Origin of the sequence: Pedobacter sp. BS3, from assembly GCF_008274585.1 — a bacterium.
Classification (GTDB): domain Bacteria; phylum Bacteroidota; class Bacteroidia; order Sphingobacteriales; family Sphingobacteriaceae; genus Hufsiella_A.
Genome location: NZ_VTRT01000006.1, coordinates 366,545 through 382,644, shown reverse-complemented (window position 1 = coordinate 382,644; position 16,100 = coordinate 366,545). Strand labels below are relative to the sequence as shown.

Genomic DNA, 16,100 nt, shown 5'->3' with positions numbered 1-16,100 from the left:
TCTTTAATATACTGTTTCTCAGTAAAATGCGCAACCTTTTCTTTCATTTCTATCTTTTTTTTAATCGCACAACACGTTGTTTACAATATCTCTCTGGCTGATAGAGGTCTCCGTGGTTCCTTCAAATCCGCCGTAGAGTTTTATATTGTTAGCTTTTATTCGAAAGAAATCATCCCTGTTGTTGGTTTTTGAAGGGTAATAGGTACCCTGAGCTACCCATACTTCGCCGCCATTGGGATCCGCGGATACTGCATCAATCATTGCCTGTAAGTCATTGCTGGCATTATTCCAACTGGAACCATCCCCGGAACCGGTTTCTTTTACATAACGAATGGTTTGAGCCATAAGGCCTTGCATTGCAATCAGAGCTAATGCGAGGAGTACTGTTTTTTTCATAAGCTATTTTTTAAGGATTAAATGAATAATATAATCTGTTTTAATTGCATAAATTCTGGTGTGGGGAATAACATAAGCTACACACAATTATTGCCTGTATACTATAATTACCACTCAAAGTTTTTCTATCGTGTATAAATCAAAAGGCCAATTCTCCGGTAGAAATCTGCTGTCTGTCGACCACCTTTAAGTGATAACCAGCTGCAATAATATAGCAATTTTTATGGGTAATCAATAGTACAACGTACCATTAATTGCTATAGTTATAAAGTTTGTTATGCTGTCCATAAGACTCCAATGGATAGCACTTGATGTTTAGAGAGAGCTTCACTGCGTTCGTTCAGACAAAAACCAAAGATTTGCTATGATCGATTATATCAACCAATGAGCTGATGAGTGTTTGCATTTAAGACACCTGTCATCATGCAAAGTTGAAGCAAGGCTGTGGTATCACGGGCGAAGAACCGCTTACGCATAGCGTTAAACTGATTTTTCACCGTTTGTATGCTTACCTGTTGAAGGATTGCGATCTGGGGTATCGAATGCCCTCCATACCATAAAAGCAGTAGTTCTTTTTCACGGGATGACAGTAAGTCTTTTTCTTTCAGTCTTCCGTCCATCGAATGCCAGTGGAAAACCCGGTCGCCTGTTGCTACTCTTATCCAGTACCCCGGCTGATCTGTCATCAGGAACTGAATATCACTTAACGCATCAAAATTTATATCTGCGTTTCCGTCAGCGTCAAAAAGCACAGGTTTGCTTTGGAATAAGGTACGTTTTAATTTATTATCCGTCATCTTCAGAAAAGCACCGCATACAACGGCAATTTGGCCTAAGCGCTCTTCATACGATAACATGGTTCTTATTTGTTGTCTTACCCGTGCATAATTCTCAAACAGCTTTATATCTTCCAGCCTGGTCATGTAGTTACTTTCCCAGCGTTCATCTCCATGGGGATTTTCAACTCCTAAAAATTTAAACAGATTTTTTGTATAGAAAAGATATTTTATCTTTTTTATATCAAATACGCTGAATACACGGCTGTTCATAACGGCCATTTCCTCTAACAAGGCCATCTGTTGCTGTAAAACCAGGCTGTAGGGCCCTGTTCCATAAGCATCCCACTCTAATTTTAGCTGACGCGTAAAATTGCCCAGAAATTCAGGTTCAGCAAATAAAAACCGGGTATGCATTGATACAGGCAATATAATGTTACTTTTATTTCGCAGCGGGTATAAACTTCATTGAAATGGAGTTCACACAATAACGGGTATTTTTAGGCGTAAAACGTTCGCCTTCAAACACGTGCCCCAGATGTGCACCGCAATTGGCACAGATAATCTCGGTTCGCCTTCCGTCCCTGTCCAGAACACGCTTTACCGCTCCGGGTATCTCATCATCAAAACTGGGCCAGCCGCAATGTGACTCAAACTTATCTTCCGACCGATATAATGGCGCATCGCAACGCCTGCAAACGTAAGTACCAGGTTCTTTCAGGTTAGTATATTCTCCTGTGAAAGGCATTTCAGTACCTTTATGCAAAATCACGTATTCTTCTTCGGGGGTCAGCTTATTGTATTCCATCTTGAACGACTTTGATAGTAAAACGCTGTAAGTTAGTAAGTAGTTTTGAGAAAGGGGCGGAAAAAGTAGCTTATAGTTCATGGTTCATAGCTTATAGCCCCCAAGTCAGAAAAGACCGGAAGCAGAAATATGTTATGAGTTATGGGCCCCGTAACACGTAACCCATAACAGGTAACAATATAACAATCTGGCAATTCATCAATCTGAAATCGTAAATTCTGCCACTAACTGATGCTGATATTCTTCCTTTAATTCAAGCAGGCATTTTGCACACATGCAACCATCGTATTGCTCACTGATATATTGTACTTCATTCAGGTTAAGGTGTACCCTGCTGCACTGACATTTGGTGTACGAATTGGCTTTGCACTCGATGGCTGTGCCGCAACGTTCGCAGGGGATGATCTCGTGCTTTGCCATTTGATTCAATAAATTAAATGTTTAGCTCAAAAAACCGTTTAGAAACAGCGGAAACTGTTTTTGCTTTATACCTGTTCAAGCAATTTAAGAAGTTCTTTATCACTTATATTTTCCTTTTCGGATTTGTCATAAATAGAAAGCAGAAAAACACTACTTTCCTTAATGGCAACATACGTGATGATTCTTGCTCCTCCTGATTTTCCCTTCCCTTTGGAAGATATGGCTAAACGAATTTTATAACAGTCATTACCAATGGGTGATCCTAATACAGGAGTTTCCCTTAACGAATTTAATAGCTCCACAAATTCGCCCTTTAATGAAGGATATTTTTTAACAAGTCGTTTTAACTGCTTATCAAAATAAGCAATTGTGGAAACATTAAAGCTCATTTAAAAGATCTTCGACAGGCCTGGTTTTCAATTTTCCTTCCTTAATACGTTTTACGTGCTTAAAGGCCGTCTTTATTTCTTTTATCTCCGCTAATAACTCCATATCAGGCGCTGTAATATGCTCAGCTTTTACATAAGGATTATCCTCGATTAGTTTTAAAAAAGCAGTAGCCTCGCTATCCTGAATATTTAATAATAATTTCATCATTCAGCCCTCAATTACAAAATTAACATTATTCTTTTATAAGTCTTACAGGGTGCATTTCAAATTGTCGCATTACTTGCTTCGTGTGGGATTTAAAATCCTGACCTTAAGCATGCCGGATTTAAGATCCGGTGTTACCAACGACGGAATTGCAAATTCCGCCGAGCGGGTAGACAATTTTTCTGTCTTGCTTCTTGTCTCTTTACTCTTTATTTATCTTATGCTGAGCACGACACACAACCTTCTTCCATGGTGCAAACGGCACCGGTAATTTCTTCCTCGGCTTCAACTACGGTTGTTTGCTGGATGACAGGCTCTACCTGCCGATCGGCCTGGCTTTGTACCACCGTAAATTTCACAGCCTGTGAAGCTGCTTGTGTACGCAGGTAATACATGCCGGTTTTCAGCCCTTTCTTCCAGGCATAGAAATGCATGGAGGTTAGCTTTGACGCTGTTGGCGCATTGACAAACAGGTTAAGCGACTGCGACTGGCAAATATAGGCTCCACGATCGGCCGCCATATCAATTACCGTACGCATTTTTATTTCCCAAACGGTTTTATACAATTCCTTTACATCCTGCGGAATTTCATCTATTTGCTGAATGGAACCGTTTGCCAGTACAATTTTATCCTTTAACTCATTGTTCCAGATACCACGTTCAACCAGGTCGCGGAGCAGGTGCTTGTTTACCACAACAAACTCGCCGCTCAATACCCTGCGGGTATAAATATTGGATGTGTATGGTTCAAAACATTCGTTATTGCCCAAAATCTGCGAGGTTGAAGCCGTAGGCATCGGTGCCACCAGCAGGGAATTTCGCACACCGTCTTTCATCACCCGCATGCGCAGGCTTTCCCAATCCCAACGACCGCTATCAGGCTGTACGCCCCACAAATCGAACTGGAATTTTCCTTGCGAAAGCGGCGAGCCTTTAAAGGTTTCGTACGCACCTTCTTTCGCGGCTAAATCGGCCGAAGCCGTCATAGCGGCAAAATAAATGGTTTCAAATATCTCGCGGTTTAACCGGGCGGCTTCTTCACTCTCAAACGGCATCTTTAACAGGATGAACACATCAGCCAGTCCCTGAACGCCAAGGCCGATAGGCCGGTGACGTAAATTGGACCGCCGGGCTTCTTCTACCGGGTAATAGTTGTTATCAATAATCCGGTTCAGGTTTATGGTAGCCTGGTAGGTAACCTCGTATAATTTTTCGTGATCAAACTCACCATCGGTAATATATCGCGGCAGCGACAGTGATGCCAGGTTACATACCGCCACTTCATCGCCCGATGTATATTCGAGGATCTCGGTACACAGGTTAGAACTTTTTATGGTTCCCAGGTTCTGCTGGTTGGATTTAGCGTTGGCAGCATCCTTATATAACAGGTAAGGTGTTCCGGTTTCGGTCTGCGCATCCAGAATGGCGAACCAGAGTTCCTGCGCTTTCACCGTTTTGCGGGCACGCCCCTCCTGCTCATAACGTTCATAAAGCGCTTCAAATTCATCGCCATAGCAATCTGATAGTCCGGGCGCTTCGTGCGGACAAAACAGGCTCCAGTTGCCATCGGCTTCCACCCGTTTCATAAACAGGTCTGACACCCAAAGCGCATAGAATAAATCGCGGGCACGCAATTCTTCCTTACCGTGGTTCTTCTTTAAATCGAGGAACTCGAAGATATCGGCATGCCAGGGTTCCAGGTAAATCGCGAAAGCGCCTTTACGCTTGCCCCCGCCCTGGTCTACATAACGGGCGGTATCGTTAAATACCCGCAGCATGGGCACAATGCCGTTGCTGGTTCCATTGGTGCCGCTGATATACGAACCGGTTGCCCGCACATTGTGTATGCTCAGGCCAATGCCGCCGGCGCTCTGCGAAATTTTAGCGGTTTGCTTCAGGGTTTCGTAAATACCCTCAATGCTGTCGTCTTTCATGGCTACCAGGAAGCAGCTCGACATCTGCGGTTTGGGCGTACCGGCATTAAACAGCGTTGGCGTAGCGTGGATAAACCAGCGCTCGCTCATTAAGTTGTAGGTTTTAATGGCGCTTTCCACGTCTGATTTATGAATACCGATGGCTACCCGCATAAACAGGTGCTGCGGCCGCTCGGCAATCTTACCATCCAGCTTAAGCAGGTATGATTTTTCGAGAGTTTTAAAGCCGAAATAGTCAAAGCTGAAATCACGGTCGTAAATAATGGTGCTGTCCAGCAATTCGGCATTGCCTTTAATAACCTCCCAGACATCATCGGCTATCAGGGCCGCATCTTTCCCAGTCTTGGGGTCTTTGTAGCTGTACAGCCGGTACATGGTTTCCGAAAAAGATTTAACGGTGTTTTTATGCAGATTCGACACGGCTATCCGCGAAGCCAGCAAGGCATAATCGGGGTGTCGAGTAGTTAACGATGCTGCAGTTTCCGCCGCCAGGCTGTCCAGCTCTGAAGTGGTTACCCCATCGTACAAACCATCGATCACTTTTTTTGCCACCTCTATGGGGTCTACATACTGCCGGTGCAGCCCATAGCTTAATTTATCTATCCGGGCGGTAATTTTATCAAATTTTACGGTTTCTTTTCTTCCGTCTCTTTTTATTACAAACATGCCTTATTAAGTTAAAAGTTAAAAGTTGAACATAGTGAAATCCCGACTATTCGGGGTTGAGTAAAACGAAGTTTATTGTCCATTCTCTCAATACTCAATACGCTATACTCACTACTCATTAAAAATCCTCATCCAGCGAGAAGCCCTGCTCTTCTTTAGAGGCTAGTACGCCGCTTTTCTGGTAATCGCCTACCCGTTTTTCAAAGAAATTGGTTTTGCCTTGCAACGATATCATTTCCATAAAATCGAACGGATTAGTTGCATGGTACAGTTTCGGATAACCAAGCTCCACCAACCAGCGATCGGCAACAAATTCAATATACTGCTGCATCAGGCGGGCATTCATCCCGATAAGGTCTACGGGCAACGCATCGGTAACAAACTCTTTTTCAATGGTCACCGCATCGCTGATAATTTCATATACCTCGCTCTTGCTGAGCTTGTTGTTAAGCATGCTGTACAACAGGCAGGCAAATTCGCAATGCAAGCCCTCATCCCGCGAGATCAGTTCATTGCTGAATGTCAGTCCGGGCATCAGACCGCGTTTTTTGAACCAGAAAATAGAGCAAAAGCTCCCGCTAAAAAAGATACCTTCTACCGCAGCAAAGGCCACCAGCCGCTGAGCAAATGTGCCTTTTTCTATCCACCGCAATGCCCATTCGGCTTTTCGCTTTACACAGGGAACGGTTTCAATGGCGTGAAAATAGCGGTCTTTTTCAACCGGGTCTTTCACATAGGTATCAATCAGTAAGGCATAAGTTTCAGAGTGGATGTTCTCCATCATGATCTGGAACCCGTAAAAACAGCGGGCTTCGGGCACCTGCACCTCGCTCATAAAATTCACGGCCAGGTTTTCATTCACAATACCATCGCTGGCTGCAAAAAACGCCAGCACATGGCTGATAAAATGCCGTTCGCCCTGACTTAATGCTTCCCAGTCTTTCAGATCGGGCGACAGGTCTATTTCTTCGGCAGTCCAGAAGCTGGCCTCGTGACGTTTGTACATCTCCCAAATGGCGGGATAATTGATCGGCAGGATAACGAAACGATCCTTGTTTTCCTGCAATAACACTTCTTCCTGTTGCATATTTTAATACATTAAAATTTAAAAACAGGAATTGACAAAAGACGGAAAGGCAGGCCGGTAAAGGCCATACATCGTTGAGACTTTTATCAAAACCTTTTACGTGAAAGCTTTGACAATCCTTATCCGGCAGGTGTCTGGCTCTTCTGCATGAGATACAGAATTACAGTTGCACGACAGCCCATGATTTGCACATGGTTCCCTTTTAATTTCTAATAATGCTATTAAAAAACCAGGACAGGTGATGTTAAAGAACTGCTGTAAAGTTAGGTGATAATTTATCCCGGCGCATGAGGAAGTTTTAAACATGCGGTGAGTTTTGCACAGGACAGTGGACAACGGACAGTTGATAATGGATAATGGATAATGGATAATGGACAGTTGATAATTGACAATTGACAATGTCTGTATCGTTCATAGCATATATGACAATCTAACAATTGATCAATCTCTGACAATTAAACAATATCAGCTATCGCTATGCTCAATACCAGATTGAGAGAGTTGGCTACTTTAAATTATTTCTATCGTTTTTCGGATAACCTTCTTCGTCCAGGTCATCCCGGTAATCTTCGGGTGTTTCAGCTAACTTTTCATCTACCGGGTCAACTTCTACAATTGAACCGTCATCAATATGCATACCCAGTTGGTCGGCGTCATGCTCCAGCGAAGCATCTTTATCGTATTCCTGGGTACCTACATAAGGATTGGCTTCATCCCAATCCGAGTTATCATCTTCGCCATTCGGTGCATCGGTATCATACGGGTCAGGATGATCATAATCCGGGTCACCGTCATCATCCACATCTATCTCGTAGCTGTTTTTATCGGGATTAAATTTCAGATCATCAATATCCCTGGTTTCATCCAGCTCATCTTTCAATTCTTTATCTCTGTCCTGGTTTTCATCATCAAAACCGGGGTAAAATTTAGTGCGCTTACTCATAGTGTTTAAGTTAAAAGTAGAAGGTCAAAAGTTAAAAGTCAAAGCACATAACCAGGTTAACAATATCAGGTATAAAAACCATGTACCTTTTATAGTTAATCTGGCAATAGTTATTTTATGATATAAACATTATACCGCGACAAAAGTTCACACAAACATCATCATTTACCAGAATATCATTTAGTTACTTGTTAAGTAAACCGATCTTCTTATTTTTGCCACCTGAATCAAAACGCGTATAAATAGATTATCATGGAAAAAATTAAAGTAGCCAATCCGGTAGTAGAGCTTGACGGCGATGAAATGACCCGTATCATCTGGAAATTCATCAAAGATAAACTGATTACGCCCTACCTGGATGTGGACATTAAATATTTCGACTTAGGTATTGAACACCGCGATGCAACCAATGACCAGGTCACCATTGATGCCGCTAACGCCATTAAGCAATACGGCGTAGGGATAAAATGTGCTACCATCACTCCCGATGAGGCTCGTGTAAAAGAGTTTAACCTGAAACAGATGTGGAAATCGCCTAACGGTACTATCCGTAACATCCTGGATGGAACTGTTTTCCGTGAACCTATCGTGATGAGCAACGTTCCCCGTTTGGTACCTAACTGGACTGCCCCGATCTGCATCGGTCGTCATGCTTTTGGCGATCAGTACCGTGCTACCGATTTTGTTACCAAAGGAAAAGGCAAGCTGACCATTACCTTTACCCCCGAAGATGGCGGCGAAGCGCAATCATACGAGGTATATAACTTTAAAGGCGATGGCGTGGCATTGGCGATGTATAATACCGATGAGTCTATCAAAGGATTTGCCCGTGCTTGCTTTAACCAGGCCTTAATGAAAAAATGGCCGTTGTACCTGTCAACCAAAAATACCATCCTGAAAAAATATGATGGTCGCTTTAAGGATATTTTCCAGGAGATTTACGAAAATGAGTTTAAAGCTGAATTTGATAAAAATGGTCTGACTTACGAGCACCGTTTAATTGACGATATGGTTGCTTCTGCCCTGAAATGGCACGGTAACTTTGTATGGGCCTGCAAAAACTACGATGGCGACGTACAGTCTGATACTGTTGCACAAGGTTTTGGTTCATTAGGACTGATGACTTCTACACTGGTTACTCCTGATGGAAAAACCATGGAAGCTGAGGCTGCTCACGGAACGGTAACCCGCCATTATCGCGAACATCAGAAAGGTAACCCGACTTCAACCAACCCGATAGCTTCCATTTTTGCATGGACCCGCGGACTGGAATTCCGTGGCAAGCTGGATAACAACCAGGCGCTGGTTGATTTCTGTCATACGCTTGAGCAGGTTTGTGTTGAAACTGTTGAAAGTGGAAAAATGACCAAAGACCTGGCCATTACCATTAAACCCAAAGTTGAGCATGGTACCGATTACCTGTACACCGAAGAGTTCCTGGACGCTATTGACCAGAACCTGAAGGCAAAACTGGGATAAGTATTCCAAAACAACTCTTTTATAAAGAAAGCCGCTTTGAGATGTTCAATACGGCTTTCTTTATTATTTACCTGTTAATGATTACAATCAATCTTGCTTGGTCTTACCCGGCAATACTCTTGGTGGGTCGTAAAACCGCTACTTTTTTCACGGCTTCGGCGATGGCTTTAGCGTCATAGCCACATTCGGCCCAGAGTTCGGGCTGCTCACCATGCTCTATCACTTTATCAGGAATACCGAGGCGGATAACCTGTGCCGCATAGTTATGATCAACCATAAACTCCAGTATGGCACTTCCCATGCCTCCCTGCAAACAGCCATCTTCTACGGTAACTACATGCTTAAATTTTCCGAATACTTCGTGCAATAATTCTTCATCCAGCGGCTTTGCAAAGCGCATATCGTAATGTGCGGGATGAATGCCTTCGGCATTTAATTCAACACAAGCCTTTACAGCTTCATTTCCGACATGACCAATAGTTAAAATAGCCACATCTTCACCATCGGCAACTTTACGCCCTTTACCCACAGGAATGGCCCTCATGGGTCTTTGCCAGTCGGGCATTACGCCCTGACCACGCGGATAACGGATGGAAAAAGGTCCCATATTCTCCTGCTGGGCGGTAAACATCAGATTGCGCAGCTCTTCCTCGTTCATAGGTGCAGCAACCGTCATATTCGGAATGCAGCGCATATACGCCAAATCATAAGCGCCATGATGCGTAGCGCCATCGGCTCCGGCCATGCCCGCCCTGTCCAGGCAGAACACCACGTTCAGGTTTTGTATCGCCACATCGTGGATAACCTGGTCATAAGCCCGCTGCATAAAGCTGGAATAAATGTTGCAGAAGGGTATCAATCCCTGGGTAGCCAGTCCGGCAGAAAATGTTACGGCATGTTGTTCTGCTATACCCACATCGAACGCCCGTTTGGGCATGGCTTTCATCATGATGTTTAATGAACTTCCTGATGGCATGGCCGGGGTTATACCCATGATTTTAGGATTTTTCTCGGCGAGCTCTACAATGGTATGTCCAAAAACATCCTGGTATTTTGGCGGCTGGGGTTTATCAGAAACCGTTTTTTTAATCTCACCGGTAATTTTATCAAACAAACCGGGAGCATGCCACACGGTCTGATCTTTTTCTGCCAGTGCAAAACCTTTACCTTTTACGGTTACACAGTGTAGCAGCTTAGGCCCGGGAATATCACGTAGATCACGCAGTACTTTAACCAGGTGCTTCACATCGTGACCGTCTATCGGGCCGAAATACCGGAACTTCAAGGCTTCGAAGAAATTACTTCGTTTAAGCAAGGTTCCCTTGATGCTTTTTTCCAGCTTTTTGGCTATCTGGAGCGCATTGGGGCCTAATTCCGAAATTTTAGTGAGTACATGCGATATATCATCGCGAAAGCGGTTATAGGGTTTTGAGGTAGTAATGTCGGTAAGGTATTCTTTTAAGGCCCCTACGTTGGGGTCTATCGACATGCAGTTATCGTTCAGGATAACCAGCAGGTTCGAGTTTTCTATTCCTGCATGGTTCAGGGCCTCGAAAGCCAGTCCGGCGGTCATCGCCCCATCGCCAATAACGGCCACATGCTGACGGTCGGTTTCTCCTTTGTATTGGGAAGCCACTGCCATACCCAAAGCGGCGGATATGGACGTTGATGAATGCCCTACCCCAAAGGTATCATACTCGCTTTCTCCCCGTTTCGGGAACCCGCTAATTCCTTTATATAAACGGTTGGTATGAAAAACATTGCGTCTGCCGGTAAGGATTTTGTGCCCGTATGCCTGGTGCCCCACATCCCAGACCAACTGGTCGTAAGGCGTATTTAGCACGTAATGTAAAGCCACCGTAAGCTCAACCACTCCCAGGCTGGCGCCGAAATGGCCGCCGTTTACAGCAACCACATCAATAATATACTGGCGCAACTCCTGGCACACTTTTAACAAATCAGCCTCCTTAAGCTTCTTTAAATCAGAGGGATAATTAATTTGTTCTAAAAGTTCGCCTGCCTTAACTTCCATATACCGGCTTGTGATGTAAATAGCTTACAAATTAAGCTAAATTGTTTAATAGATGCTAATGATAAAGTTAAATTGTGATTGAGGATTGCGATAGCTGATATTGTTTAATTGTTAGAGATTGTTCAATTGTTGCATGTTAGATTGCCGGGCTATACGCTATGACTCCATACAGACATTGTCCATTGTCAACTGTCAATTGTCCACTGTCAACTGTCCATTGTCAACTGTCCACTGTCAGTTGTCAACTATTAAAAATCGCCTCTCTAACCAGCACGCTCTCAAACCACTTGGCCCATTAACGGGTCGGTAAAGCTTTCTTTGCCTGTTTCTACGTGACCTGCATAATGTTTCTGAAATTGCGGGTAGCCCTGCACCTGTACGCTTACATCATACCATCCAAAGCTTTTCTGAAGGTTAACCGGTATCTGCAGTTTCCCGTTTTGTTTTAACGGCATTTGCTGTACCTTATTTTTCTGGTAGGCATCTGTAAGCCTGATGGTGTAGTCGCGGTCCGGATCCAGGTTTTTCAGAAGCAATACAATGTTTCCGCTCAATTTTTGGGCATTGCCTTTTTCTCTTTCATAATCACAATAAACCTGGATATTAGGGCCGGCAGCGTCTCCTGCATATTCCCGGCAGAAACCATTCGGGCCATATACACGCAAATGGTACAGCCCATTTTCAAATGCATCGGTAGCCCATGTATCCGTCAGGCTGTCGCCTGCGGCAACGGCGTATTGCCAGTTACGCATCTTATCAAAACCGTTTTTTTGATCTTCGGCCCTGAAATTTCCCGGCGCATATACCGTAAATGGCGATCCGGCTGCTCTTTTGCCAAAGATATCTTTTGCGGCTTTTAGCTGCAGCTCAAAACGTTTGCCATCAGCGCTTAAATTTCCATCGGCGTATAGCTGGTAAGGTAAAGCACAGGCCGGCCGTATCCCTTTTTCCTGCTCCGGCATCACCGGCAGGGTGAACAGATCCTCTCTCAATTGCGTTATTTCAGCAGTTGAAAGCGCTTTATAAGCCGACGGTTCCTGCTTGTAGCGGGCATTGTAAATCTTTTCAATGAACGGATCTCTTTTGAGTACAAAGTCTTTTTCCTTTCCCTGGAGCTGATAAGCTGTAAATACGGAGGTGAGGTCGCCACAAACGGTACGCCGCCATGCACTTATATTGTCTTCGGTAATTGCGGAGCCTGTTTTTTTGCTCAGAAAGTTTTCTAAAAACTGCAGCATGGAAGTGTGGTCAAACACCTGGGAATTTACGCGTCCACCACGACTCCAGGGCGAGGCAATGATCATAGGAACGCGGTACCCCAGACCAATATGCGCACCCCGGGCAGATTTTTCGGGAACGCCAAATTTCAGCTCCTGCTCCAGAGGGATATATTCTATTGCCGTATCTATGCCGGCAGAGCATTTTCCGGTATTGGGCCGGGTAGGATGCGGCGGCATAAAAGGCGGTACATGGTCAAAGTAGCCGTCATTTTCATCATAGGTAAGAATAAAAATGGTTTTCTTCCATACTTCGGGATTTTCGGTAAGGATATCCAGCACCTCTGAAACATACCAGGAACCGTACCAGGGTGCGGAAGGATGGTCTGAGAACCGTTGCGGCGCTACTAACCACGATACTGCAGGCAGCTTACCGGTATTCACATCTTTTCTGAACTGATGGAAGATATCGCCTTTAGGAATAGTAACCGTCCGCTCTGTACCATTGTCTGAATAGGTTAACGGGGCCAGCGTATGGTAATCGGGATCTTCTTTGTTGGTGGTAAACGCTTTTTCAAACAGGTTTTTCTGGCTCTGCGGCAGCTTATCATAATTGGCTTTTGTCCATACCCTGAGTTCTGCCTGAGCATTAGCCAATACTTCACGTTTTTTTTCTATTGCCTTTTGTGTTTTTTCAAATGCACTATCTGTTGAAGCCATTGCCTCAAGCTTTTTTTCAAGTACACTTATTTCGGCTGGCAGCTTTGCCAGTTGTTCCTGAAGCCCCTGGGTATACCGTTCAGCAAACTTGATATTATATTGCGAAAAATATTCGAGCGTATTACAAATAAAATTAGATAGCCACGCTCTCTCCTCGCCTTCAAAACCGCCGCCGCAGGTTAGATCATTCTGGTATATCTTCCAGGAGATACCATTCTTTTCAAGCAATTCGGGAAAGGTTCTCCATTTAGCCTCGGCATAATCCAGGTCATTACGGATGTGCGCCCGGGAATCTGCCGAATGAGGTTGCTCCCGTATCGCACCGGTCCACATGTAATGCCGGTTAGGCCAGGTGCTGGTCATGGCCGATGAGAAATTCTGATCGCAGACGGTAAACGCATCCGCTAAAGCGTAATTGAACGGCAGATCTTCACGGTTATAATACCCCAGTGTTAAAGGCATATCGGCATATTTTTTATTGGAAGGCCGTTTGGCAAGCAGCCATTTATCATGCAGCCCGTTATTATATGCGTCAACCTGGGAAGACCTGTCGTGCGGCAGACTACCCATCCAGGTTGCCTTGGTATTACGGATATCGAGCCGGAACGGGACATACGTATCACCAACGGCGTTGGTTTGCAGCCAGACCGGGTTTCCGTTTGCCAGCCTGAATGCACGGGGATCGTTGAAGCCCCGTACGCCCTGCAATGAACCGAAACAGTGATCGAACGAGCGGTTTTCCTGCATTAAGATAACGACGTGCTCCGCATCTAAATAGGTACTGCCCGGTTCGGGGTTAATGGCCAGCGCCCGCTGAATTGACGGCGGAATAACGGTTGAAAGCCCTGCTGCTCCTGATAATAAAAGTGATTTCCTGATAAATTCTCTTCTGGTATCCATTTAAATATGCTGATTGGTTAGCCGCAGGTAATATACAAAAGTTAATGAAAGAACTTTCCACGCTTACCAGGATACCCATCAAAACATCACAACAAATTTACAATTCCAGCCTGGGAACAGGTTGACTGATAAATGATCCGAGCCGGAACATGCAACAGATCAGGGTTGGGTTATTTCTGATAGAAAGATCAATATTGCCCTGTAGAAAGCAATACCAGTGTGCACGCTTCAACAGGTTCAATGCCATTGATTCTGGCCAATTTCTCTAATTCCGGGTTTTCCGTGCCGGGATTAAAAATGATACGTTTTGGCTTGGTTTGCAAAATATAATCGTACAGCGGCGGCTGGCTATGCGGGCCAATATATAGCGTTATTGTATCGATATCTGTATGTATCGTTTCAGGCTTTTCAATCGGGATACCGGCAACTACCCCTTGTTTAATTCCCACGTTCACAATATCATGTCCGTAGGCAACCAATTTATTAGCTGCCAGATAGGCATACCGGCCGGTGTTTGGTGTTGCTCCTATAATTAGTGTCTTCTTGTTCATAGCGCTAACTCAATCTTTATGATACCACTTACTTATTGCCTCCGCACAATTCATGCCATCTATAGCTGCCGAAACAATTCCACCGGCATAACCGGCTCCCTCGCCGCAAGGAAATAGTCCTTTTAATTGTGGATGTTGCAATGTTTCTTTATCGCGGGGAATGCGTATAGGCGAGGATGTACGGGATTCAACACCAACCAGGATAGCTTCGTTTGTATAATAACCGGGCATTTTCTTCCCAAAAACCGGCAGGGCTTTTCTTAAACGGTGATAAACCATTGGAGGTAAAACTTCATGCAAAGCAACGCTTTTTGTTCCGGGCAGATAAGAGTTTTCCGGCAGGTTGACAGATATTCTACCTTCAACAAAGTCTACCATACGCTGAGCCGGCGCCACCAGGTTTCCGCCGCCGTACAAAAAAGCCTTCTGCTCAGCCGCGGCCTGAAAATCCAGCATCCTGAACGGATCATTGGCTGCCCCGGGCACATCGTCCAGGTTTACCTGCACTACGGTACCTGAATTGGCATACGGGTTATTTCGCTTTGAGGGCGACCAGCCATTTACTACAATTTCATTGTGATCTGTTGCACAAGGTGCAATAATTCCGCCGGGGCACATGCAGAATGAGAATACGCCGCGACCGTCTACCTGCTCTACCAGGCTGTAATACGATGGCGGCAAGTGTTCATCGCGTACAGCGCAATGATATTGAGCCTGGTCTATGAGCGCCTGCGGATGCTCGATGCGGACGCCCATTGCAAAAGGTTTCGGTTCAAGCAGCAGGCCTTCTTTTTTGAATATATGGAAAATATCGCGGGCTGAATGACCGGTTGCCAGAATTACCGCATTTGCGGCATAAGTATCGCCTGAGGCTGTTTTAACGCCTTTCACAACGCCGCCGGATTGCAGGAAACCGGTCACTTTACAGTTAAAATGCACTTCGCCACCCGCATTCAGAATACTTTGGCGGATGGCTGTTATAATGCCGGGGAGCTTATTGGTACCGATATGCGGGCGGGCATCGACCAGGATATCTTCTGCAGCACCGTGAGCTACCAATGTCCGGAGTACAGTATTCACATTGCCCCGTTTATCAGACCGGGTGTAGAGCTTGCCGTCCGAATAGGTACCGGCCCCGCCTTCGCCAAAACAATAATTGGATTCGGGATTGATCATCCCTTCCTTATTAATAGCGGCCAGATCGCGGCGACGCTGTTTAACATCTTTTCCGCGTTCCAGGATGATCGGTTTCAGCCCCAGCTCTATGCAACGTAATGCCGCAAACAGTCCGGCGGGGCCTGCTCCTACTATAATAACCGGTCTTTTATCGCCTACAGGCGGATAATTTACATGGAATACTTCCGGAACGGACTGTTCATCGATATATACCAGCGCCTTAACGCGATAAATTACCTGCCTGCTGCGGGCATCAATAGAGCGCCTGGCAATTTTTACATGCGTAATGCGCTTAAGGGGAATATGCAGTTGGGCTGATGCTTTGGTTTTGTATGCCTGCTCATCTGACACCTCGTGCGGCAGGAGCACCAATTCTGTTTCTTTGATCATATCTTGCCGGA

Annotated in this window: 14 protein-coding genes and 1 riboswitch; of the genes, 1 reads left to right on the top strand and 13 read right to left on the bottom strand. The window is 45.0% G+C overall.

Annotated features, from left to right (window positions below; all coding sequences use genetic code 11):
- Positions 1 to 60 precede the first annotated feature (60 nt).
- The 9 genes from FW774_RS16660 to FW774_RS16620 form a co-directional block, all read right to left on the bottom strand.
- Complete coding sequence (locus FW774_RS16660) at positions 61 to 345, bottom strand: hypothetical protein (protein WP_149349341.1); 285 nt, start codon at positions 343 to 345, stop codon at positions 61 to 63.
- Positions 346 to 773: 428 nt separating this feature from the next.
- Positions 774 to 1,589, bottom strand: coding sequence for a helix-turn-helix transcriptional regulator (locus tag FW774_RS16655; protein WP_149349340.1), 816 nt, complete (start codon positions 1,587 to 1,589; stop codon positions 774 to 776).
- 25 nt (positions 1,590 to 1,614) lie between these two features.
- Complete coding sequence (locus tag FW774_RS16650; RefSeq protein ID WP_149349339.1) at positions 1,615 to 1,980, bottom strand: methionine-R-sulfoxide reductase; 366 nt, start codon at positions 1,978 to 1,980, stop codon at positions 1,615 to 1,617.
- 198 nt (positions 1,981 to 2,178) lie between these two features.
- The gene (locus FW774_RS16645) at positions 2,179 to 2,400 is read right to left on the bottom strand and encodes a cysteine-rich CWC family protein (protein ID WP_149349338.1); all 222 of its coding nucleotides are present in this window, start codon (positions 2,398 to 2,400) and stop codon (positions 2,179 to 2,181) included.
- A 65-nt stretch (positions 2,401 to 2,465) separates the two neighbouring features.
- On the bottom strand, positions 2,466 to 2,789 hold the full coding sequence (locus tag FW774_RS16640) for a type II toxin-antitoxin system RelE/ParE family toxin (protein ID WP_149349337.1): 324 nt from the start codon (positions 2,787 to 2,789) through the stop codon (positions 2,466 to 2,468).
- Positions 2,779 to 2,997, bottom strand: coding sequence for a hypothetical protein (locus tag FW774_RS16635; protein WP_149349336.1), 219 nt, complete (start codon positions 2,995 to 2,997; stop codon positions 2,779 to 2,781). The genes FW774_RS16640 and FW774_RS16635 overlap by 11 nt, the downstream gene beginning before the upstream one ends.
- A 215-nt stretch (positions 2,998 to 3,212) precedes the next feature.
- Positions 3,213 to 5,594, bottom strand: a complete 2,382-nt coding sequence (locus tag FW774_RS16630) for a ribonucleoside-diphosphate reductase subunit alpha (protein WP_149349335.1) — start codon at positions 5,592 to 5,594, stop codon at positions 3,213 to 3,215.
- Between the two features lie 118 nt (positions 5,595 to 5,712).
- Positions 5,713 to 6,681 carry a ribonucleoside-diphosphate reductase small subunit gene (locus FW774_RS16625; protein ID WP_149349334.1) on the bottom strand — a complete coding sequence of 323 codons (969 nt, stop codon included), beginning with the start codon at positions 6,679 to 6,681 and terminating at the stop codon, positions 5,713 to 5,715.
- A 107-nt stretch (positions 6,682 to 6,788) separates the two neighbouring features.
- Positions 6,789 to 6,930, bottom strand: a riboswitch (cobalamin riboswitch).
- A gap of 256 nt (positions 6,931 to 7,186) precedes the next feature.
- Positions 7,187 to 7,624, bottom strand: a complete 438-nt coding sequence (locus FW774_RS16620; protein WP_149349333.1) for a hypothetical protein — start codon at positions 7,622 to 7,624, stop codon at positions 7,187 to 7,189.
- 252 nt (positions 7,625 to 7,876) lie between these two features.
- Here FW774_RS16620 and FW774_RS16615 point away from each other — a divergent pair, with 252 nt between their 5' ends.
- On the top strand, positions 7,877 to 9,103 hold the full coding sequence (locus FW774_RS16615) for an NADP-dependent isocitrate dehydrogenase (RefSeq protein WP_149349332.1): 1,227 nt from the start codon (positions 7,877 to 7,879) through the stop codon (positions 9,101 to 9,103).
- 103 nt (positions 9,104 to 9,206) lie between these two features.
- Here the strand turns inward: FW774_RS16615 and dxs are convergent, their stop codons facing one another.
- The 4 genes from dxs to FW774_RS16595 form a co-directional block, all read right to left on the bottom strand.
- A complete protein-coding gene (gene dxs / locus FW774_RS16610; RefSeq protein WP_149349331.1) occupies positions 9,207 to 11,135 on the bottom strand; it encodes a 1-deoxy-D-xylulose-5-phosphate synthase in 1,929 nt (642 codons plus the stop codon).
- Positions 11,136 to 11,413: 278 nt separating this feature from the next.
- Entirely contained in the window at positions 11,414 to 13,972 is a 2,559-nt protein-coding gene (locus tag FW774_RS16605; RefSeq protein ID WP_149349330.1) for a phosphocholine-specific phospholipase C, read from the bottom strand.
- A 188-nt stretch (positions 13,973 to 14,160) separates the two neighbouring features.
- Positions 14,161 to 14,523: a CoA-binding protein gene (locus FW774_RS16600; RefSeq protein ID WP_149349329.1), complete on the bottom strand. Its 363-nt coding sequence runs from the start codon at positions 14,521 to 14,523 to the stop codon at positions 14,161 to 14,163.
- A gap of 9 nt (positions 14,524 to 14,532) precedes the next feature.
- Positions 14,533 to 16,089: an NAD(P)/FAD-dependent oxidoreductase gene (locus FW774_RS16595; RefSeq protein ID WP_149349328.1), complete on the bottom strand. Its 1,557-nt coding sequence runs from the start codon at positions 16,087 to 16,089 to the stop codon at positions 14,533 to 14,535.
- Positions 16,090 to 16,100 lie beyond the last annotated feature (11 nt).